Genomic DNA, 18,426 nt, shown 5'->3' on the forward strand with positions numbered 1-18,426 from the left:
TGAGGAGGAAGGCTAGGCGGCGTTCTGGGCGAGCAGCCAGACCATGAGCGCCTTCTGGGCGTGCAGGCGGTTCTCCGCCTCGTCCCAAATGATGCTCTGCGGGCCATCGATGACCTCGGCAGTAACCTCGTAGCCGCGGTCGGCCGGCAGGCAGTGCATGAACAAGGCGTCCGGTGCGGCCTGCGCCATCAGCGCACTGTCGACCCGGTAGGCGCCGAGCTCGGCGACGCGCGCCGCCTTCTCCTCCTCCTTGCCCATCGACACCCAGGTGTCGGTGACCACGACGTCGGAACCGCTGACGGCCTGGACGGGGTCAGTGAAGAGGGCGACGGAGCCTCCGGTCTGTTCGGCGATGGCCGCGGCATCCGCCACAACCTGCTCGCTGGGCGTGTAGCCCTCCGGCGAGGCGATGCGCACGTGCATGCCGGCGGTGGCGCCGGCCAGCAGGTAGGACTGCGCCATGTTGCAGGCGCCGTCACCGAGGAAGGTCAGGGTGAGCCCGGCCAGCGTTCCGCGCTTCTCCTGGATGGTGAGGAGGTCGGCCAGCAGCTGGCAGGGGTGGAAGTCGTCGGAGAGCGCGTTGATGACGGGCACCGTGGTACCTGCAGCCATCTCGGTGAGCCCGGCCTGGCCGTAGGTGCGCCAGACGATGGCCGAGACCATGCGCTCGAGCACCCGCGCCGTGTCTGAGGGGGTCTCCTTGCCGCCGAGCTGGCTGCTGGCGGTGGAGATGATCAGCGGGCTGCCGCCGAGGTCGGCGATGCCTACCGCGAAAGAGACCCGGGTGCGGGTCGAGGACTTGTCGAAGATCACGGCGACCGTCTGCGGGCCGGCGAGCGGCTTCTGGGCGAAGCGGTCGCGCTTGAGCTCGAGGGCGAGCTGGAGGATCTCCGCCTGCTCGGCGGGAGTCACGTCGTCGTCGCGGAGGAAATGGCGTGTCATGATGCGTCGCTTTCGGTGGGGGTGTCGAGAGTGGCGAGGGCGCGGCTGAACCGCGCGATGAACTCGGTGATGTCTGCGCTGTCGATGTTGAGCGGCGGCGCCAGGCGGATGGTGTTCGGGTTGGCAGCGTTGACGATGAGGCCTTCGCCCATGGCGGCGGCCGTCAGTCCACCGGCCCGCGGCTCGCTGAGTGCGACGCCGAGCAGCAGGCCCTGGCCGCGGATGCCGACGATGTGCGGCGAGCCGATGGCCTCGATGGCGGCGCGAAGCTCAGCGCCGCGCTCCGCGGCGTTCCGCACCAGGTTGGCGTGCTCGATCTCGCCGAGCACGGCGTTGGCCGTCGCGGTCATCAGCGGGTTGCCGCCGAAGGTGCTGCCGTGGTGGCCGGGCCCGAACAGGTCGGATGCCGCGCCGAAGGTGATGAGCGCGCCGATCGGCACGCCTCCGCCGATGCCCTTGGCCACGGTGATGGCATCCGGGGTGATGCCGGCGTGTTGGAACGCGAACCACTCCCCCGTGCGGCCTGCGCCGGTCTGGATCTCGTCGATCACGAGCAGCACGCCGTGTCGGCTGGTGATCTCGCGGGCCGCCTGCAGGTAGCCCTCCGGCAGCGGCAGCACGCCGGCCTCGCCCTTGATCGGTTCCAGGAACAACGCGGCGACGTCATCGCCGATGGCCGCCTCGAGCGCCTCGATGGTGCTGTCGATGTGCTCGACACCGCCCGGCATCGGCTCGAAGGGGGCGCGCATCGCCGGCTTGCCGGTGAGCGCCAGGCTGCCCAGGGTGCGGCCGTGGAACGCGTCGGTGAGCGCGAGGATGCGCGGCCGGTCGGTGCCGCCGTGCAGGCGGGCCAGCTTGAACGCCGCCTCGTTGGCCTCGGCGCCGGAGTTGCTAAAGAAGACGCGGCCGTCCTCCCCCGCGCCGCTCAACCGCACCAGGCGCTCGGCGAGCTCGAGCTGCGGCGGTGACGCGAAGTAGTTGGAGACGTGCGCGATCGTCGCCGCCTGGCGGCTGAGCGCCTCGACGAAGACGGGGTGCGCGTGGCCGAGAGCGTTGACGGCGATGCCCGCGAGGAAGTCGAGGTACTCGTTGCCTGCGGCGTCCCAGACGCGGGCGCCCTGCCCGCGCACCAGCATCGCCATTGGCGCGCCGAAGGTGCGCATCATGCGGTTGGCCGATTGCTGCTGCCAGTCGGTCATGCTGTTGCGCCTTGCGTGGGGGCGCCTGTGGCATCCGCGGAATCGGTGGTCTCGGGCTGGTTCTCTTCGGGCAGCACAACCTCGGTGCCGATGCCGCGATGGGTGAAGATCTCAAGCAGGATCGAGTGCGGCACCCGACCGTCGATGATGGCGGCCTTGGGCACGCCGCCCTCGACGGCCTCCAGGCAGGCAGCCATCTTGGGGATCATGCCGGACTCGAGGCTGGGCAGCAGACTGCGCAGCTCTGGCACGTCGATGACGCTCACGAGGGAGTCGCGGTCCGGCCAGTCGCGGTACAGCCCGGCAACATCGGTGAGGATGACGAGCTTCGCGGCGCCGAGGGCGACGGCCAGCGCGGCCGCCGCGGAGTCCGCGTTGACGTTGAGCGACTGGCCGGGCACCTCGGTGTCCGGGGCGATCGAGGAGATGACGGGGATGCGCCCGGCCTCGATCTGGGCGTGCACGGCGGCGGGGTCCACGGCGATGACGTCGCCGACGAGGCCGAGGTCGACCTCTTCTCCGTCGACGATGGCGCCGCGGCGACGGCCCTGGAACAGGCCGGCGTCCTCACCGGAGAGCCCGGCGGCCAGGGGGCCGTGCTCGTTGATGTGGCTGACCAGTTCGCGGTTGACCTGGCCGGTGAGCACCATGCGCACCACCTCCATGGTCTCCGGGGTGGTCACCCGGTAGCCGCCGCGGAACTCACTCTGGATGCCGAGTTTCTCCAGCATCGCCGAGATCTGCGGGCCGCCGCCATGCACCACGACGGGGCGGATGCCGGCGTAGCGGAGGTACACCATGTCTTCGGCGAAGGCGCGCTGCAGCGCCTCGCTGACCATGGCGTTCCCACCGAACTTGACGACGATGATCTGGTCGTGGAAGCGCTTGAGCCACGGCAGTGCCTCGATCAGCGTTGCCGCCTTGATCGCAGCGTCGAGCTGGATCAGCTCAAGCTCCTCCGTCGTGGTGGCGTCGTCGTCTGTTCTCGTTGTCTCGCTCATCGTCATCAGCTCGCGTACGCGCTGTTCTCGTGCACGTAGTCGTGCGTGAGGTCGTTAGTGAAGATGGTGGCGGATGCCGCACCGACGTGCAATTCGATGAGCACGTGGGTGTCGCGCGGGCTCAGGTCGACGAGTTCGCGTGGCTGGTCGGGCTCGCCGGCGTGGCAGACGCGCACCCCGTTCATCGACACGTCGACGTTGTACGGGTCGAATTCTGCCTGGGTGGTTCCGATGGCGGCCAGCACTCGGCCCCAGTTGGGGTCGTTGCCGAAGACGGCGGCCTTGAACAGGTTGTTGCGGGCGACGGAGCGGCCGACCTCGACGGCCTCGTCTTCGCTCGCGGCGCCGACTACTTCGATGGCGATGTTGTGGCTGGCGCCCTCGGCATCCGCCTGCAGTTTGAGCGCAAGTTCAGCGCAGACGGCGGTCAGGGCCGCTGTGAACTCGGCCAGCTCGGGGGTGACGCCGGAGGCGCCGGAGGCGAGCAGGCTGACCTGGTCGTTCGTCGACATGCAGCCGTCGGAGTCGAGCCGGTCGAAAGTCACCCGGGTGGAGGCGCGGAGCGCCGTGTCGAGGGCAGCGGAGTCGAGCAGCGCGTCGGTCGTGATGACGACGAGCATGGTCGCCAGGCCCGGCGCGAGCATGCCGGCGCCCTTGGCGATGCCGCCGATGCTCCAACCGCCCTTGCTGACGCTGGCGGTCTTCGGCACGGTGTCGGTCGTCATGATGGCGCGGGCCGCGTGCTCTCCGCCGTCGGCGCTGAGCGCGGCGGCGGCCGTGGCGACGCCCGCGGCGAGCACGTCGCCGTCGAGCTGGTCGCCGATCAGGCCGGTGGAGCAGACAAGCACGTCACCGGCGGAGACGTCGAGGGCCGCCGCGACGGCCTCTGCTGTGCGGTGCGTGACCTGGAAACCGGCGCTGCCGGTGAAGCAATTGGCGCCGCCGGAGTTCAGCACGATGGCCGAGACGGTGCCGTCCTTGATGACCTCCTTCGACCAGATGATCGGGTTGGCCTGCGCCCGGTTGCTGGTGAAGACGACCGCTGCGGCCTGGGACGGGCCGCGGTTGACGACGAGGGCGAGGTCCGGCGCACCGGAGCTCTTGATGCCGGCGGCGATGCCGGCCGCGTCGAAACCGAGGGGGGTGGTGACACTCACGGGGCGACTCCATTCAGGGCGAGACCGGTCGTCTCTGGCAGCCCGAGGGCGATGTTGGCGGATTGGATGGCGGCACCGGCGGTGCCCTTGACCAGGTTGTCGATGGCGGCGACGACGACCACGCGGCCGGCGGCCGCATCGACGGCGAGGCCGAGCAGGATCGTGTTGGCGCCGACGGTGTCGGCGGAGCGGGGCATCTGGCCGGCCGGCAGCAGGTGCACGAACGGCTCGTCGGCGTAGGCGGCCTCCCAGGCCGCGCGCACCGTGGCGGCATCCGTGCCCGGAACGATGCGGGCTGTCGAGGTTGCGAGGATGCCGCGGGCCATGGGCACCAGCACCGGCGTGAACGACACGGTCGGGTCGATCGCGCCAGCGCCGCGCAGGGCCTGCTGGATCTCGGGGATGTGCCGGTGCGTGCCACCGACGGCGTAGGGGCTGGCGGACCCGAGGATCTCGGCAGCCAGCAGGTTGGTCTTCAGCGCCTTGCCCGCACCGGACGGGCCGACGGCGAGCACAGAGACGATGTCGGCGGACTCGATGACGCCTGCCTGGATGCCGGGGGCCAGCGAGAGGGCGACGGTGCTGGCGTTGCAGCCGGGGGCGGCGATGCGGCGGGTTTCGACGAGCCGCTCGCGCTGCTTCTGTTCGGAGCCGACTCCGCCGATGAGCAGTTCGGGGACGCCGTAGCTCCAAGCGCCGTAGAAATCGCCACCGTAGAACGCGGCCCAGTCGGACTCGCTCTCCAGCCGGTGGTCGGCGCCGCAGTCCACGACGAGGGTGTCGGCGTCGAGCTGAGCGGTGAGCTCGCCCGACTTGCCGTGCGGCAGGGCGAGGAAGACGACGTCGTGGCCGGCGAGGTTCTCCGGCGTGGTGTCGACGAGGGTGAGGTGGGCCAGACTGCGCAGGTGCGGCTGCACGTCGACGAGCTGTTGGCCGGCGTTCGAGTGCGCGGTGACCGTGCGCACCTCGAAGTCGGGGTGTTGGGAGAGGATGCGGAGGAGTTCTCCGCCTGCGTAACCGGATGCCCCGGCGACCGCGACCGCGAATGTCATTCTGTTGCCTTACGTGAGTGGACGACGAGGGTGCGAAGGCGACGCCACGTCAGACCCCACAATGGGTCGCGCAAGCGCCGCCTAGATTCGGCGGTCGCCCCGGCGTCGACGCAGCGCAGGCACGGCAGGAAGAGCCAGTGCGAGGGGGGTGCGCCGAACGGAAAGCATGTCGCGAGCTTAGCGCTCTGCGGAGGCGAGCGGCAAACCCGCGCATCATCCGTTGCGCGCCTGATCCCGCGCTAGGCGGTCTGCGCGCGCCGCCATGCCTCGGTGTAGAGCTCCGTCAGCACCGTCAGGTCCAGGCCACTGAAGCGGCCGACCCAGACGCAGCCGGCTCCGCGCTTGTGCGGCCCGAGGCGGTCGAGCAGATCGGCGCTGCCCTCGTACTGCAGCCCGTACAGCGACATCGAGGCCTTGCGCGGCGAGAAGCCGAGCAGCGGGGCATCGCCTTGGCGGCCGCTCGCGTAGTGGTAGTGGTAGCTGCCGTAGCCGACGATGCTGGGGCCCCACATGACGGCGGGCACGCCGGTGATGCGGTCGAGGATCGCCTTCAGCAGGTAGGCGTCCTCGCGCCGCCCGGCCGGCTCGGCCCGGTCGAGGAACTCGTCAACGGATGCCGCCGTCGGCACGGTCACTGCGTCTGCGTTCGCGCTCATGCCCTCAGTCTGGCACTCGGGGGTGCCGCTGTCTCCGGTTCCCACTGGTTCCCCCTCCCGTTCGCTCGAGGGAGCGCTAGCGGCCGAATCCAACGAGCGCAGCCGTGCCGGGGTGGCTCCGGGGCTTCGGGCGCTGCGCTGCTCGTTCCTCGCGGCGCGGCGCTGCCAGACTGCCAGCCAGCAACCAGGCCGACCAGCACCTATTACAGAAGCCCTGACACCGCATGAGGCTGGCGACGGTTTCGACAGGCTCAACCAACGGATGGGAGCCCAACCAGCGGGTGTGGGAGCCCAACCAGCGGGGCTGAGGGGCCGGCCGAGGCCGCTCGGGCGGCCGACGGCGGATCGGGAGGCGACTTTCGGTCGAAAACTGCCTTCCGATCCCCCGGTTGCCGCCGCATCCGGCGTCCCTCCCGTTGGCACGAGGGAGCGCCAGCGACCGACGCCAACGAGCGCAGCCGTGCCGGAGTGGCCCCGGGGCTTCGGGCGCTGCGCTGCTCGTTCCTCGCGGCGCGGCGCCCTCCAGCCGACGTGAAGAGAGAGGCGCCGCGCCCTCCAGCCGACGTGAATCGCCGTTGGCTCGAGGGAGCGCCAGCGACCGACGCCAACGAGCGCAGCCGTGCCGGGGTCGCCCCGGGGCTTCGGGCGCTGCGCTGCTCGTTCCTCGCGGCGCGGCGCCCTCCAGCCGACGTGAAGAGAGAGGCGCCGCGCCCTCCAGCCGACGTGAATCGCCGTTGGCTCGAGGGAGCGCCAGCGGCCGACGCCAACGAGCGCAGCCGTGCCGGGGTCGCTCCGGGGCTTCGGGCGCTGCGCTGCTCGTTCCTCGCGGCGCGGCGCCCTCCAGCCGACGTGAAGAGAGAGGCGCCGCGCCCTCCAGCCGACGTGAATCCCCCGTTGGCTCGAGGGAGCGCCAGCGACCGACGCCAACGAGCGCAGCCCTGCCGGGGTCGCTCCGGGGCTTCGGGCGCTGCGCTGCTCGTTCCTCGCGGCGCGGCGCCCTCCAGCCGACGTGAAGAGAGAGGCGCGGCGCCCTCCAGCCGACGTGGATCGCCGTTGGCTCGAGGGAGCGCCAGCGACCGAAGCCAACGAGCGCAGCCCTGCCGGCGTGGCTCCGGGGCTTCGGGCGCTGCGCTGCTCGTTCCTCGCGGCGCGGCGCCCTCCAGCCGACGTGGAGAGAGCGGCGCGGCGCCCGCCAGCCGACGTGGAGAGAGGCGCGGCGCCCTCCAGCCGACGTGAATCCCCGTTGGCTCGAGGGAGCGCCAGCGACCGAAGCCAACAGCGCCGGGGTCTCGATACGCTCGTTCCTCGCTATCCGACCAGCGGGTGGGTTCACTACCGGGGAACGAGAGAAGGGGCGCCGCATGCGACGCCCTCCTCCCTCATACAATCATTGCTACTCGCGAGTGGCGGCACCCACCAGCTCGGCGGCACGGGCGGCGCCAGCCAGCTTGGCCTCGCTCGCCTCGGCCGCGGTGAGCGTGCGGTCGGCGGCACGGAAGCGCAGCGCGAAGGTGAGGCTCTTCTGCCCCTCCTCCAGCCCGGCGCCACGGTAGTCGTCGACCAGGTGCAGCTCCTCGAGCAGCTCGCCCGCACCCTCGCGCACGGCCGCCAGAACCGCGGCGGCGGGCACGGACTCGGCGACGAGGAGCGTGAGGTCCTGCGTCGCAGCCGGGAACGTGCCGATCTCGGTGGCCTCGACGACCGGCTCGGCCAGGGCGATCACGGCGTCCAGGTCGAGCTCGACGACGGCAACCACGCGGGGCAAGTCGGCGTCGGCTGCGATCTGCGGCAGCAGCTCACCGGCGAAGCCGACGTGCTGGCCGGCAACCCGCAGCTCGGCGGTGCGGCCGGGGTGCATAGCCTTGTGGCGACCCTGCACGATCTCGATGTCCGCGCCGGTGGCGAGCCCGATCTGGGCGACGATGGCGAGGGCATCGCTGATGCCGGCCGGGACGGCACTCTGACCCGGCTGCTTGCGCACGACGTTGCCGACGACGAGCGCGGCGACGTGCCGCGGCTGCGGCGGGATGCCGGCGTTCAGCTCGGCGAGCTGCTCCGCGCTCGGGCGCTGCACGGCGGAGGGCAGCGTGGCCTGGCCGTAGACGGCGCCCTGCTCTGGGGTGAAGACGAGGCCGAGCTCGTAGAGCGCGACATCCGTCAGACCGCGGGACAGGTTGCGCTTGGCGGCCTCGATAAGGCCGGGCAGCAGCGTGGTGCGCAGGTATGGGGCGCTCGCGTCGAGCGCGTTCGCCACCTTGATCTGCGCAACCTCTGCGGACTGGGCCGCGCCGTACAGGTCGTTCAGCGCCTTCGGCAGGAACGGGAACGCGATGATCTCGGTCGAGCCGGCCGCGGCCAGGGCGTCTGCCACGGTGCGGCGGATGCGCTGCTCGCGGGTGAGGCCGTGCCCGGCCGGCGCGACGGGCAGGATCGAGGGGATGCGCTCGTAGCCGACGATGCGGGCAACCTCTTCGGCCAGGTCGGACTTGTCAGTCACGTCGGGGCGCCAGCTCGGCGGGGTGACCAGCAGGCCGCCCTCGGTCTCGGCGATCACGCCGCCGACCTCGGCCAGCGAGCCGCGGATCTCCTCGTTCGTGTAGTCGACGCCAATGAGCCCGGAGACGTAGCCGGCCGGCAGCAGGATGGCCGTGGCGCCTGAAGCCTCGCCGGTCAGCGAGCCCGCGTCATCCGCGGTGCCACCGGCCAGGTCGACGAGCAGTTGGGCCACACGGGAGGTGGCGGCCGCCGCGATCTGCGGGTCGACGCCGCGCTCGAAGCGCTTCGCGGCCTCGCTGGGCAGCTTGTGCCGGCGGGCGGATCGCGCGACGGTCACCGGGTCGAAGTTGGCGGCCTCGACGAGCACGTTGCGCGTCGAGTCGCTGATCTCGGTGCTGGCGCCGCCCATGACTCCGGCGAGGCCGATGGCTCCGCTGTCGTCGGTGATGAGCAGGTCCTCGGTGTGCAGCGCGCGCTCCTGCGCGTCGAGGGTGGTGATCTTCTCCCCCGGCGCCGCACGGCGCACGGTGATGCCGCCGCTCAGCTTGTCAAGGTCGTAGCCGTGGGTCGGCTGGCCAAGCTCGAGCATGACGTAGTTGGTGATGTCGACCGGCAGCGAGATGGAGCGGATGCCGGCCAACTTCAGGCGCGACACCATCCATGGCGGGGTCGGCCGGGTCGGGTCGATGCCGCGCACGACGCGGGTCGAGAACACGGAAACGCCGGGGCGGCCGTGGATCGGGGCGTCGTCGGCGAAGGCGACGGGGAAGCCCTCGTTGGCGGTCGGGGTGAGCTGGCCGTGCGCGGCGGGGTCGCGGAACGCTGCCCCCGTGGCGTGCGAGTACTCGCGGGCGACGCCGCGGATCGAGAACGCGTAGCCACGGTCCGGCGTCACATTGATCTCGACGGCCTCGTCGGCCAGGCCGAGCAGCTCAATGGCGTCGGTGCCGACCTCGGGGTCCAGCCCCAGCGTCGACAGCCGCAGGATGCCGTCGTGGTCGTCGCCGATTCCGAGCTCGCGCACGGAGGCGATCATGCCGTCGGACACGTGACCGTAGGTCTTGCGCGGCGCAATCGGGAACGGCCCGGGCAGCACGGAGCCGGGCAGGGTCACGACGACCTTGTCACCGACGAAGAAGTTGCCTGCACCGCAGACGATGCCGTGCACGGCGTCGCCGCCGTCGGCGGCCTGCTGGCCGTCGGGCGCGACACGCACCTGGCACCAGCGGATGGTCTTGCCGTTGGCCTGCGGCTCCTCGACGAACTCGAGCACCTCGCCGACCACGATCGGTCCGGTGAGGTCGAAGCCGTGCACCTCTTCTTCTTCGAGGCCGACCTTGACGAGTGCGGCGTGCACATCGTCAGCGGTCGTTCCCGGTGCGAGATCGACGAACTCCGCGAGCCAACTCAGGGGCACCCGCATGACTAAACCACCATTCCGAACTGCTGGGAGAAGCGCACATCGCCCTCGACCATTTCACGCATGTCTTTTACGTCGCTGCGCAGCATGAGGCCGCGCTCGATGCCCATTCCGAAGGCAAAGCCCGAGTAGACCTCAGGGTCGATGCCGGCTGCCCGCAGCACGTTGGGGTTGATCATGCCGCAGCCGCCCCACTCGATCCAGCGCGCCCCGTGCTTGAACGTGGGGTGCCAGAAGTCGAGCTCGGCGCTCGGCTCGGTGAACGGGAAGTAGCTGGGGCGCAGACGGATCTTGGCCTCGTCGCCGAAGATCGACTTCACGAAGTGGTCCAGCGTGCCCTTGAGGTGCGCCATGGTCAGGCCCTTGTCGACGGCGAGGCCCTCGAACTGCATGAACACGGGCAGGTGGGTGGCGTCGAACTCGTCGGTGCGGTAGACGCGGCCGGGGGCCAGCACGTAGATGGGCAGCTCACGGTCGAGCATGGAGCGCACCTGCACCGGCGAGGTGTGCGTGCGCAGCACCAGGTGAGACTCGGGCGGATCGATGAAGAAGGTGTCCTGCATCGCGCGCGCCGGGTGGTCGGCGTCGAAGTTCAGTGCGTCGAAGTTGAACCACTCGCTCTCCACCTCCGGGCCCTCTGCGATCTCCCAGCCCATGCCGGTGAACACGTCAGAGACGCGGTCCTGCAGCAGGGTGAGCGGATGCCGGGCGCCGGGGCGGTAACGGCTGGCCAGGGCCGTGACGTCGAGCGCCTCGGCCTCCAGCTGCGCGGCGGCCTCGGCGGCGACGATGCCTTCCTCGCGGGCGGCGAACGCCTGGTTCACGCGGGCGCGGGCCTGGCCGACGAGCTTGCCGAGGGCAGCTTTCTGCTCTTTCGGCACATCGCGCAGCGTGGCGTTCAGCTGGGCGAGCGGCGAGGCCTCGCCGGTGTGCGCGGTGCGCACGGCCTTCAGCGCGGCGGAGTCGCCGGCGGCCTCGATCGCCGCAAGCGCGGCGTCGACAGCCGCGGCGACGGTGGATTCGGTGATTACAGCTTCGGCGTTTATAGCTTCAGGGAGCTCAGTGGACTCAGACACAAGGCCCAAGTTTACTCAGCCGCGCGCGCCCGGCGCACCGCAGGCGCCGTGACGCGCGCGGTGCGCCCGCGGTGTGAGTGCGGTTAGAGCGCGCTGCGCTGGGCGAAGGCGGACTCGTAGAGGCAGACGGATGCCGCGGTGGCGAGGTTCATCGACTCGGCCTGGCCGTAGATCGGCACCTTGACGGAACGCTCGGCCAACGCCAGCTTCTCCTCGGTGAGCCCGCGCGCCTCGTTGCCGAACAGCCACGCCGTCGGCTCGACCAGCAGGCCGGTGGAGCGCACCTCCAGCATGTCCTCGCCGTTCACGTCGGCGGCGATCAGCTGCAGGCCGGCTTCCCGCACGCGCAGGCGCACGTCCTCGAGCTCCACGTCGATCGCGATCGGCAGGTGGAACAGCGAGCCGGTGGTGGAGCGCACGACCTTCGGGTTGTAGAGGTCGACGGAACGGCCGGTCAGGATCACGGCGTCGGCGCCGGCGGCATCCGCTGCACGGATGATGGTGCCGGCATTGCCCGGGTCGCGCACCTCTTCGAGGATGGCGATGAGCTTCGGCGCCCCGGCGAAGATGTCTTTCAGGGCGGTCGGGAACACGCGGCAGACGGCGATGAAGCCCTGCGGGGTGACCGTGTCGGCCATCGAGTTGAGCACCTGCTCGGTGACGAACTCGAACGGGACGTCCGCCTCTTCGGCGGCCTGCCCGATCTCGGGGTAGCGGTCCAATGCGGTGGGGGTGCCGAAGAGTTCCTGCACCAGCTCGGGGCGGAAGTTCAGGGCTTCGGCGACGGCCTGCGGTCCTTCGAGCAGGAAGAAGCCGCTCTCGACGCGAGCCGCCTTCTTCGCCAACTTGGCAACGGACCGGACGCGGGGGGAACGAGGATTTTCAAGCATGGTGCAAGTCTACCGATCGCATGAAAAAGGCCCGACACCACGCGGGTGTCGGGCCTTCTCAAGATGGTGATGCTTACGCAGCAGCCTTCGCCTTGGGAGCGTTGACGTCGGCGGGCAGTGCCTTCTTCGCGGTCTGCACGAGGGCAGCGAAGGTGGCGGGCTCGTTGACGGCCAGCTCGGCCAAGATGCGACGGTCAACCTGCACACCGGCAAGGCCGAGGCCCTGGATGAGGCGGTTGTAGGTCATGCCGTTGGCGCGGGAAGCAGCGTTGATGCGCTGGATCCAGAGGCGACGGAACTCACCCTTGCGGGCACGACGGTCGCGGAAGCTGTAGACCAGGGAGTGGATGACCTGCTCTTTGGCCTTGCGGTAGAGGCGCGAACGCTGACCGCGGTAGCCCTTGGCGCGCTCGAGGATGACCCGACGCTTCTTGTGGGCGTTGACGGCCCTCTTTACTCTTGCCATTTTGTTTATTCCTTAACGGGTGTGACGGCTGGTGATCGAGAAGATCAGCGACCGAGAAGCTTCTTGATGACCTTGGCGTCGGCCGGAGCCAGTACCTGGTCCTGGTTCAGGCGGGCCTTGCGCTTCGAGGCCTTGACCTCGAGGTTGTGACGCATTCCGGCCTGCTGCTTCATGATCTTGCCGCTGCCGGTGACCTTGAAGCGCTTCTTGGACCCGGAGTGGGTCTTCTGCTTAGGCATTGTTTTCCTCCTGCTTCGCCGCTTTAGTCGCGGCCCGATGTGCGTTGGCCTCACCCTTGACCTCTGATTTGTTCTTCAGAGGGCCAATGACCATGACCATGTTTCGACCGTCGATGGTCGGGGTCGATTCCACTGAACCGTACTCCGCCACATCTTCGGCAAATTTCTGGAGCAGGCGCACGCCCTGATCAGGGCGAGACTGCTCACGACCACGGAACAGGATCATGGCTTTCACCTTGTCGCCGCCCTGGAGGAAGCCAATGGCGCGCTTCATCTTGGTCTCGTAGTCGTGCTTGTCAATCTTGAGACGGAAACGAACCTCTTTGAGGATCGTGTTCGCCTGGTTGCGTCGGGCTTCTTTCGCCTTCTGCGCAGCCTCGTACTTGAACTTGCCGAAATCCATGATCTTGGCCACGGGCGGCTTGGAGTTGGGGGCAACCTCAACGAGATCGAGCTCAGCATCCTGCGCCATGCGCAGGGCTACCTCGATTTTGACGACGCCGACCTGCTCGCCTCCGGGTCCAACGAGGCGAACCTCTGGCACTCGGATGCGGTCGTTTGTACGGGGATCGGTGATGCGAGTCTCCATCTACTCAAGATTCAGCCACTTCCACAGTGCGGTTGCCCTGTGGTGGACGAAGAGGAGGAGATTCACGCAGAGATCTCTCGTGCGAACACGAGCTTTCTTGCTACACCCTGGCTGCCTCCCCGCGCGCCAGTCGAAACTGATGCACAGGAAAACGGAGTGCTAACTACCCGGTAACCTAGTAAAGCGGTCAAGCGCGGGTGGGAGAATATCCACTTTCGTCACGGAGCATTCGCTCCGTAGCCCAGATGAGCCTAGCAGAGGAATGCCTTGAGCAATAATTTCGATGAAAACCCGGCATTCGACGAGAACGCCGCCAGAGCAGAGGCCGCGGAAGCCACTCGTGACATTGCCGACGTGCCCGCCGTCGAGGTCATCACGACCACGGCCGTGCACCTGATGAGCGCAGCGGCGGTCAAGTGCGGCCTGGCCGATGACCCGGACGCGCAGCAGGACCTCGACGAGGCGCGCAAACTCATCAACGCCCTCGCCGGCCTGATCACCGCCGCAGCCCCCGAGATCAGCGACATGCACGCGCGCAGCCTGCGCGACGGCCTGCGCTCCCTGCAGCTGGCCTTCCGCGAGGCCTCTGTCATTCCGGATGCCATCGGCCAGGGCCCGGGCGAGAAGTGGACCGGCCCCGTCAACTAGGGCCACCAGCACACTGGGTGGCGGATGCCCGGCCCGCGGCTGTTCAGGCCCGAGGCTGTTCAGGCCCGAGGCTGTTCAGGCCCGAGGCTGTTTAGTCCGGGGGCAGCGCCGCACGGACGGCGTCCACCGTGGCGCGCACCTCGCCGGCATCCGTCGCCCAATTGCTCACCGAGAACCGCAACACGGCACGGTCGTGCCAACGCGACGGTGAGGCCAGCACCAGGCCCTGCTCGTGCAGGCGGGCGCCGACGGCCAGGGTTGCCGTGTCGTCGGCCATCACCAGGCACACCTGGGTGAACACGACGTTGTTCAGGATGCTGACGCCCGGCAGCTCCGACAGCTCTGCGGCCAGGGTGGCCGCGTTCTCGGCGAGCCCCGCGACGAGAGCCTCGACGCCGTCACGGCCCAGCCAGCGCAGCGTCGCCAGCAGGGGTACGCCGCGCGCCCGCCGCGACATCTCCGGCACCTTCTCGAACGGGTCGGCCCCAGCCTCCGGCGTGAGCAGATAACTGGCGTGCACGCCGAACGCCGTGTGCATCGCCGTGGGACGGGCGACGATCGCCACCCCGCAGTCGTAGGGCACATTGAGGGTCTTGTGCGCGTCGGTGGCCCAGGAATCGGCCAACTCATAGCCGGCGGTCAGGTGTCGCAGGCCGGGCGCCGCCCCCGCCCACAGGCCGAAGGCGCCGTCAATGTGCAGCCACGCCCCGGCCGCCCGGCAGAGGGCGGATGCCGCCGCGAAGTCGTCGAACGCCCCTGAGTGGATGTTGCCGGCCTGCAGACAGACGATCGCCGGCCCGCTGCCCTCGCTGAGTGCGCGCGCGAGGCCGGCGATGCTGATCCGGCCGTGCCGGTCGACGGGCACCAGGGTGGCCGCGCCGAGGCCCAGGTAGCGCGCGGCGAGGTCGATGGCGCCGTGCCGCTCTGCGCCGGCGATCAGGCGGATGCGCGGGGCCCCGCTCAGGCCATCCTGGTTCACATCCCAGCCGGCCTGCTCGAGTACGTGCTGGCGGGCGGCGGCCAGCCCGACGAAATTCGCGCTCGTCGCCCCGGTCACGAAACCGACGTCGGCGTCGCCGGGCAGGCCGAGCAGCTGCAGCAGCCACTCCCCCGCGAGCTCCTCTGCGGCGATCACGCCGGGCGTCGCGTCGCGCATGCCGGCGTTCTGATCCCAGGCGCTCACCAGCCAGTCGGCGGCGAGGGCTACGGGGTAGGTGCCGCCCATCACCCAGCCGAAGAAGCGCCCGGACTGGCTGGCCATCAGGCCGGGCTCGATGGCCTCGGCCAGTTGCTCAATCACAGCCTCCGCCGGCATCCCGACCCGGGGCAGCTCCCGCCCGATCGCCGCCTTCACCTCGTCGATGCCGATCGCGGCCGGGATTGGGCGGCCGAACACGGCGCCCAGCCAGCGCCGGGCCGCCGCGTCGGCGGTGTCGAGTACCGCGTCGTAACCCCGGGAGCCTCGACCGGATTCAGCGCTGTCGACAGACGCGGGATCCGCTGCAGACCCGGGATCGGTTGGAACACCCATCCGGGAACCTGGATTCTGCGCGCACGACGCGCGCTTCCCCGATTCTCCGCCTGCACCCCCGGCCCGTCAACGACGGCACGAGCATTGCGGGTCTAGCCGGCCTGTCAACGACGGCACGAGCATTCCGGGTCTAGGTGGAGCGGACGAGCTTGACGGTGAGCGAGTCCACCTGCGTGGCGATGACGTCGCTGGCGGCCCAGCGCTGGGCAAGCCGGGACAGCGTCACGTCGAGCAGTTCGCGGGTCAGCCCGTCGACGAGCTCGAGCCGCACCAGCAGCTCGGGGCCGGCGAGCACTGCACCGGGGTCACCGGGCACGAGGGAGACGGAGAGCACGGAGAGCTCTGAGGACACGGAGGACTGGAACGCCTCCAGCACGGCGCCGGACTCGAAGCTCGGCCGCCACTCCTGCGCCTGCGCGATCGCCCAGAGCGCGGGGCGCCGCACGGCGAACTCGGTCGGCGAGAGCGGGTCGAGCACGACGAGGTCGGTGTTCTCGCTGGCGGCGGCCAGGGCGACGCGCACGCCGTCGGCCGGCACGGGCCGGGCCTTCGGGTTCCACGCCGCCATCGCCTGCACCGAGCTGAACACCGGCAGGACGTTTCGCCCGTCCGGGCCGGCGACGGTCACGATCGAGAGCTCCTGGCTCTTGTCGATCATGTGGCCGTGCTCGTTCTCGCCGGCCTCGCCGAGGTGGGCGACCAGCGGGATCAGCAGCCGGGCGCCGCGCAGGGCGTCGACGACGCCGGCCTGCCCGTGCACCCCAGCTCGGAACCGGGCGAGGGCGTCGAGGAGGGCGGGAGGCGCGGACCCGTCATCCTCTGCGTGCGTGTTCTCATCGAAACTGCGGCCGGCCCACGGCTGGCCGGCGGAGTCAGCGAGGTGTGCAGGGAGCTGCGGCACAGCCACCGCGTCGGGCTGCGCCGACTCCGGCTGCACGGGGTTGGGCTGCACGGGCTCAGTCGCTCGCGACATCCAGGGCCTCGGCCAGTGTGAAGGCTCCCGCATAGAGGGCCTTGCCGACGATGGCTCCTTCGAGGCCGCCAGGCACAAGCGCGCGCAGCGCGGCGATGTCGTCGAGGTTCGAGATGCCGCCGGATGCCACGACGGGGCGGTGGGTGCGGGCCATGACCTGCTTGAGCAGTTCGATGTTGGGGCCCTGCAGGGTGCCGTCCTTGGTCACGTCGGTGACGACGTAGCGGGCACAGCCTGCGCTCTCGAGCCGGTCGAGCACCGACCACAGGTCGCCGCCGTCCTGCGTCCAGCCGCGGGCGGCGAGGGTGGTTCCGCGCACGTCGAGGCCGACGGCGATGGCGTCGCCGTACTGGGCGATGACGCTGGCGGCCCACTCCGGGTTCTCGAGTGCGGCGGTGCCGAGGTTGATGCGCTTGGCACCCATGTTGAGGGCGGACTCGAGCGACTCGTCGTCACGGATGCCGCCGGAAAGCTCGATGTGCACACCCTTGACCTGGCGCAGCACCTTCTTGACGACGCTGTGGTTGTTGCCACGGCCGAATGCTGCGTCGAGGTCGACGAGGTGGATCCACTCGGCGCCCTGGGCGGCCCAGTCGGCCGCGGCGTCGACGGGGTCACCGTAGTTGGTCTCGGTGCCGGCCTCGCCCTGGGTCAGGCGCACGGCCTTGCCGCCGGCGATGTCCACTGCGGGCAGAAGCACAAGACGCGGGGTCTTGTTGAACTCACTCATGATTTTCCTCGACTCATGGCCGCCACCTCCGGGCAACCGACACAAACATAAGATGATACGCGCTCGCGGCTGCGCATCGTGACCCATCGGCGACGGGCCTCTCCCGCTCAGGCGGAGCGCAGCGAGTCGAGCCAGTTCTTCAGCAGGCGGATGCCGGCATCCCCGGACTTCTCCGGGTGGAACTGCGTTGCAGAGAGCGGGCCGTTCTCGACCGCGGCAAGGAATCGCCCGCCGTGCTCCGCCCAGCTCAGGCTCGGCTCGGGGAACGGCGGCATGACGTCGAGCGTCCAGCTTTGCGCGGCGTACGAGTGCACGAAGTAGAAGCGCTCCTCTTCGATACCGTCGAACAGCACGGAGTTCTCGCCGGTCTCGATCGTGTTCCAGCCCATGTGCGGCAGCACAGCGGCCGGCAGCTCGGTGACGGAACCCGGCCACTCGCCGAGCCCCTCCGTGTCGACGCCACGCTCGACGCCGTGCTCGAACAGGATCTGCATGCCGACGCAGATACCCATCACGGGGCGACCGCCGCCAAGGCGCCGGTCGATGATCTCGTCACCCCGCACGGCGCGCAAGGCGTCCATGACCGCGCTGAACGCACCCACGCCGGGAACGAGCAGGCCGTCGGCCTCCTGGGCGAGCTTGCGGTCCGCCGTCAGCGTGACGTCGGCGCCGGCCAGCTCCAGGGCCTTGACGGCCGAGTGCACATTGCCGGTTCCGTAGTCGAGGACGACGACGCTGGGAGCGCTCACAGTGCTCCCTTGGTGGACGGGATGCCGACGACCAGCGGGTCGAACGACTTGGCCTGGCGGAAGGCGCGCGCGAAGGCCTTGAACTCGGCCTCGGCGATGTGGTGCGCGTCACGGCCGCCCTGCACGGTGATGTGCACGGTCAGCGCCGCGTTGTAGGTGATGGCCTCGAAGACGTGCCGCACCATCGACCCCGTGAAGTGGCCGCCGATCAGGTGGTACTCGAAGCCGGCCGGCTCGCCGGTGTGCACGAGGTAGGGGCGGCCCGAGATGTCGACGACGGCCTGCACCAGCGCCTCGTCGAGCGGCACGAGGGCGTCACCGTAGCGCGAGATGCCGCTCTTGTCGCCGAGCGCCTCGCGAATGGCGAAGCCGAGCGCGATGCCGATGTCCTCGACCGTGTGGTGCACGTCGATCTCGGTGTCGCCGTGGGCGCGCACCGTGAGATCGGTCAGCGAGTGCTTCGCGAACGCCGTCAGCAGGTGGTCGTAGAACGGAACGGAGGTCTGGATGTCGGCGACACCGGTCCCGTCCAGGTTGATCGACAACTCAATGCTGGACTCGCTGGTCTCGCGGCGAATCGAGGCGGTACGGGGGGAAGGGCTCATGCTCTGA

At 69.8% G+C, this 18,426-nt stretch carries 18 protein-coding genes; 1 reads left to right on the plus strand and 17 read right to left on the minus strand.

Annotation, left to right across the window (positions count from 1 at the left end; translation table 11 throughout):
• Nucleotides 1–12 precede the first annotated feature (12 nt).
• The 12 genes from argF to infC all read right to left on the minus strand — a co-directional run bounded on the left by argF (nt 13) and on the right by infC (nt 13,183).
• Nucleotides 13–942 carry an ornithine carbamoyltransferase gene (gene argF / locus AWU67_RS08690; RefSeq protein ID WP_067227951.1) on the minus strand — a complete coding sequence of 310 codons (930 nt, stop codon included), beginning with the start codon at nt 940–942 and terminating at the stop codon, nt 13–15.
• Nucleotides 939–2,141: an acetylornithine transaminase gene (locus tag AWU67_RS08695; protein WP_067227953.1), complete on the minus strand. Its 1,203-nt coding sequence runs from the start codon at nt 2,139–2,141 to the stop codon at nt 939–941. The genes argF and AWU67_RS08695 overlap by 4 nt, the downstream gene beginning before the upstream one ends.
• On the minus strand, nt 2,138–3,142 hold the full coding sequence (gene argB / locus AWU67_RS08700; RefSeq protein WP_082717162.1) for an acetylglutamate kinase: 1,005 nt from the start codon (nt 3,140–3,142) through the stop codon (nt 2,138–2,140). Before argB ends, AWU67_RS08695 begins: the two co-directional genes overlap by 4 nt.
• A 5-nt stretch (nt 3,143–3,147) precedes the next feature.
• On the minus strand, nt 3,148–4,299 hold the full coding sequence (gene argJ / locus AWU67_RS08705; protein ID WP_067227955.1) for a bifunctional glutamate N-acetyltransferase/amino-acid acetyltransferase ArgJ: 1,152 nt from the start codon (nt 4,297–4,299) through the stop codon (nt 3,148–3,150).
• Nucleotides 4,296–5,351 (minus strand): N-acetyl-gamma-glutamyl-phosphate reductase, encoded by a 1,056-nt coding sequence (gene argC, locus AWU67_RS08710; protein WP_067227957.1) that lies wholly within the window; start codon nt 5,349–5,351, stop codon nt 4,296–4,298. The genes argJ and argC overlap by 4 nt, the downstream gene beginning before the upstream one ends.
• 239 nt (nt 5,352–5,590) lie before the next feature.
• On the minus strand, nt 5,591–6,007 hold the full coding sequence (locus AWU67_RS08715; RefSeq protein ID WP_067227960.1) for a DUF1801 domain-containing protein: 417 nt from the start codon (nt 6,005–6,007) through the stop codon (nt 5,591–5,593).
• 1,393 nt (nt 6,008–7,400) lie between these two features.
• Nucleotides 7,401–9,926 (minus strand): phenylalanine--tRNA ligase subunit beta, encoded by a 2,526-nt coding sequence (gene pheT / locus AWU67_RS08720; RefSeq protein ID WP_067227963.1) that lies wholly within the window; start codon nt 9,924–9,926, stop codon nt 7,401–7,403.
• A 2-nt stretch (nt 9,927–9,928) separates the two neighbouring features.
• Nucleotides 9,929–10,999: a phenylalanine--tRNA ligase subunit alpha gene (gene pheS / locus AWU67_RS08725; protein WP_082716869.1), complete on the minus strand. Its 1,071-nt coding sequence runs from the start codon at nt 10,997–10,999 to the stop codon at nt 9,929–9,931.
• Between the two features lie 83 nt (nt 11,000–11,082).
• Complete coding sequence (locus AWU67_RS08730) at nt 11,083–11,889, minus strand: TrmH family RNA methyltransferase (RefSeq protein WP_067227965.1); 807 nt, start codon at nt 11,887–11,889, stop codon at nt 11,083–11,085.
• A 73-nt stretch (nt 11,890–11,962) separates the two neighbouring features.
• Nucleotides 11,963–12,355, minus strand: coding sequence for a 50S ribosomal protein L20 (gene rplT, locus AWU67_RS08735; protein WP_067227967.1), 393 nt, complete (start codon nt 12,353–12,355; stop codon nt 11,963–11,965).
• 44 nt (nt 12,356–12,399) lie between these two features.
• Nucleotides 12,400–12,594 (minus strand): 50S ribosomal protein L35, encoded by a 195-nt coding sequence (gene rpmI / locus AWU67_RS08740; RefSeq protein WP_047406521.1) that lies wholly within the window; start codon nt 12,592–12,594, stop codon nt 12,400–12,402.
• Nucleotides 12,587–13,183, minus strand: a complete 597-nt coding sequence (gene infC, locus AWU67_RS08745; protein WP_082716870.1) for a translation initiation factor IF-3 — start codon at nt 13,181–13,183, stop codon at nt 12,587–12,589. The genes rpmI and infC overlap by 8 nt, the downstream gene beginning before the upstream one ends.
• Before the next feature lie 267 nt (nt 13,184–13,450).
• Between infC and AWU67_RS08750 the strand changes: the two genes are divergently transcribed.
• Nucleotides 13,451–13,831, plus strand: coding sequence for a DUF1844 domain-containing protein (locus tag AWU67_RS08750; RefSeq protein WP_067227969.1), 381 nt, complete (start codon nt 13,451–13,453; stop codon nt 13,829–13,831).
• A 91-nt stretch (nt 13,832–13,922) separates the two neighbouring features.
• Here AWU67_RS08750 and AWU67_RS08755 read toward each other — a convergent pair whose 3' ends face one another.
• The 5 genes from AWU67_RS08755 to hisB form a co-directional block, all read right to left on the minus strand.
• Entirely contained in the window at nt 13,923–15,362 is a 1,440-nt protein-coding gene (locus tag AWU67_RS08755) for a pyridoxal phosphate-dependent decarboxylase family protein (RefSeq protein ID WP_082716871.1), read from the minus strand.
• A gap of 130 nt (nt 15,363–15,492) precedes the next feature.
• Nucleotides 15,493–16,335: an SseB family protein gene (locus AWU67_RS08760; protein ID WP_082716872.1), complete on the minus strand. Its 843-nt coding sequence runs from the start codon at nt 16,333–16,335 to the stop codon at nt 15,493–15,495.
• Nucleotides 16,319–17,065, minus strand: coding sequence for a bifunctional 1-(5-phosphoribosyl)-5-((5-phosphoribosylamino)methylideneamino)imidazole-4-carboxamide isomerase/phosphoribosylanthranilate isomerase PriA (gene priA / locus AWU67_RS08765; protein WP_067227971.1), 747 nt, complete (start codon nt 17,063–17,065; stop codon nt 16,319–16,321). Before priA ends, AWU67_RS08760 begins: the two co-directional genes overlap by 17 nt.
• A 107-nt stretch (nt 17,066–17,172) precedes the next feature.
• Nucleotides 17,173–17,814 (minus strand): imidazole glycerol phosphate synthase subunit HisH, encoded by a 642-nt coding sequence (hisH, locus tag AWU67_RS08770; RefSeq protein WP_067227973.1) that lies wholly within the window; start codon nt 17,812–17,814, stop codon nt 17,173–17,175.
• Nucleotides 17,811–18,419 (minus strand): imidazoleglycerol-phosphate dehydratase HisB, encoded by a 609-nt coding sequence (gene hisB, locus AWU67_RS08775; protein ID WP_067227976.1) that lies wholly within the window; start codon nt 18,417–18,419, stop codon nt 17,811–17,813. The genes hisH and hisB overlap by 4 nt, the downstream gene beginning before the upstream one ends.
• Between the last annotated feature and the right edge of the window lie 7 nt (nt 18,420–18,426).

It is taken from the genome of Microterricola viridarii (assembly GCF_001542775.1).
In the GTDB taxonomy this organism is placed as follows: Bacteria; Actinomycetota; Actinomycetes; order Actinomycetales; family Microbacteriaceae; genus Microterricola; species Microterricola viridarii_A.

Bases quoted from the DNA above. Each gene is read 5' to 3' on its own strand.
- argF (WP_067227951.1), bottom strand. From the start codon at position 942: ATGACACGCCATTTCCTCCGCGACGACGACGTGACTCCCGCCGAGCAG.
- AWU67_RS08695 (WP_067227953.1), bottom strand. From the start codon at position 2,141: ATGACCGACTGGCAGCAGCAATCGGCCAACCGCATGATGCGCACCTTC.
- argB (WP_082717162.1), bottom strand. From the start codon at position 3,142: ATGAGCGAGACAACGAGAACAGACGACGACGCCACCACGACGGAGGAG.
- argC (WP_067227957.1), bottom strand. From the start codon at position 5,351: ATGACATTCGCGGTCGCGGTCGCCGGGGCATCCGGTTACGCAGGCGGA.
- AWU67_RS08715 (WP_067227960.1), bottom strand. From the start codon at position 6,007: ATGAGCGCGAACGCAGACGCAGTGACCGTGCCGACGGCGGCATCCGTT.
- pheT (WP_067227963.1), bottom strand. From the start codon at position 9,926: ATGCGGGTGCCCCTGAGTTGGCTCGCGGAGTTCGTCGATCTCGCACCG.
- AWU67_RS08730 (WP_067227965.1), bottom strand. From the start codon at position 11,889: ATGCTTGAAAATCCTCGTTCCCCCCGCGTCCGGTCCGTTGCCAAGTTG.
- rplT (WP_067227967.1), bottom strand. From the start codon at position 12,355: ATGGCAAGAGTAAAGAGGGCCGTCAACGCCCACAAGAAGCGTCGGGTC.
- rpmI (WP_047406521.1), bottom strand. From the start codon at position 12,594: ATGCCTAAGCAGAAGACCCACTCCGGGTCCAAGAAGCGCTTCAAGGTC.
- infC (WP_082716870.1), bottom strand. From the start codon at position 13,183: ATGGAGACTCGCATCACCGATCCCCGTACAAACGACCGCATCCGAGTG.
- AWU67_RS08755 (WP_082716871.1), bottom strand. From the start codon at position 15,362: ATGGGTGTTCCAACCGATCCCGGGTCTGCAGCGGATCCCGCGTCTGTC.
- AWU67_RS08760 (WP_082716872.1), bottom strand. From the start codon at position 16,335: ATGTCGCGAGCGACTGAGCCCGTGCAGCCCAACCCCGTGCAGCCGGAG.
- priA (WP_067227971.1), bottom strand. From the start codon at position 17,065: ATGAGTGAGTTCAACAAGACCCCGCGTCTTGTGCTTCTGCCCGCAGTG.
- hisB (WP_067227976.1), bottom strand. From the start codon at position 18,419: ATGAGCCCTTCCCCCCGTACCGCCTCGATTCGCCGCGAGACCAGCGAG.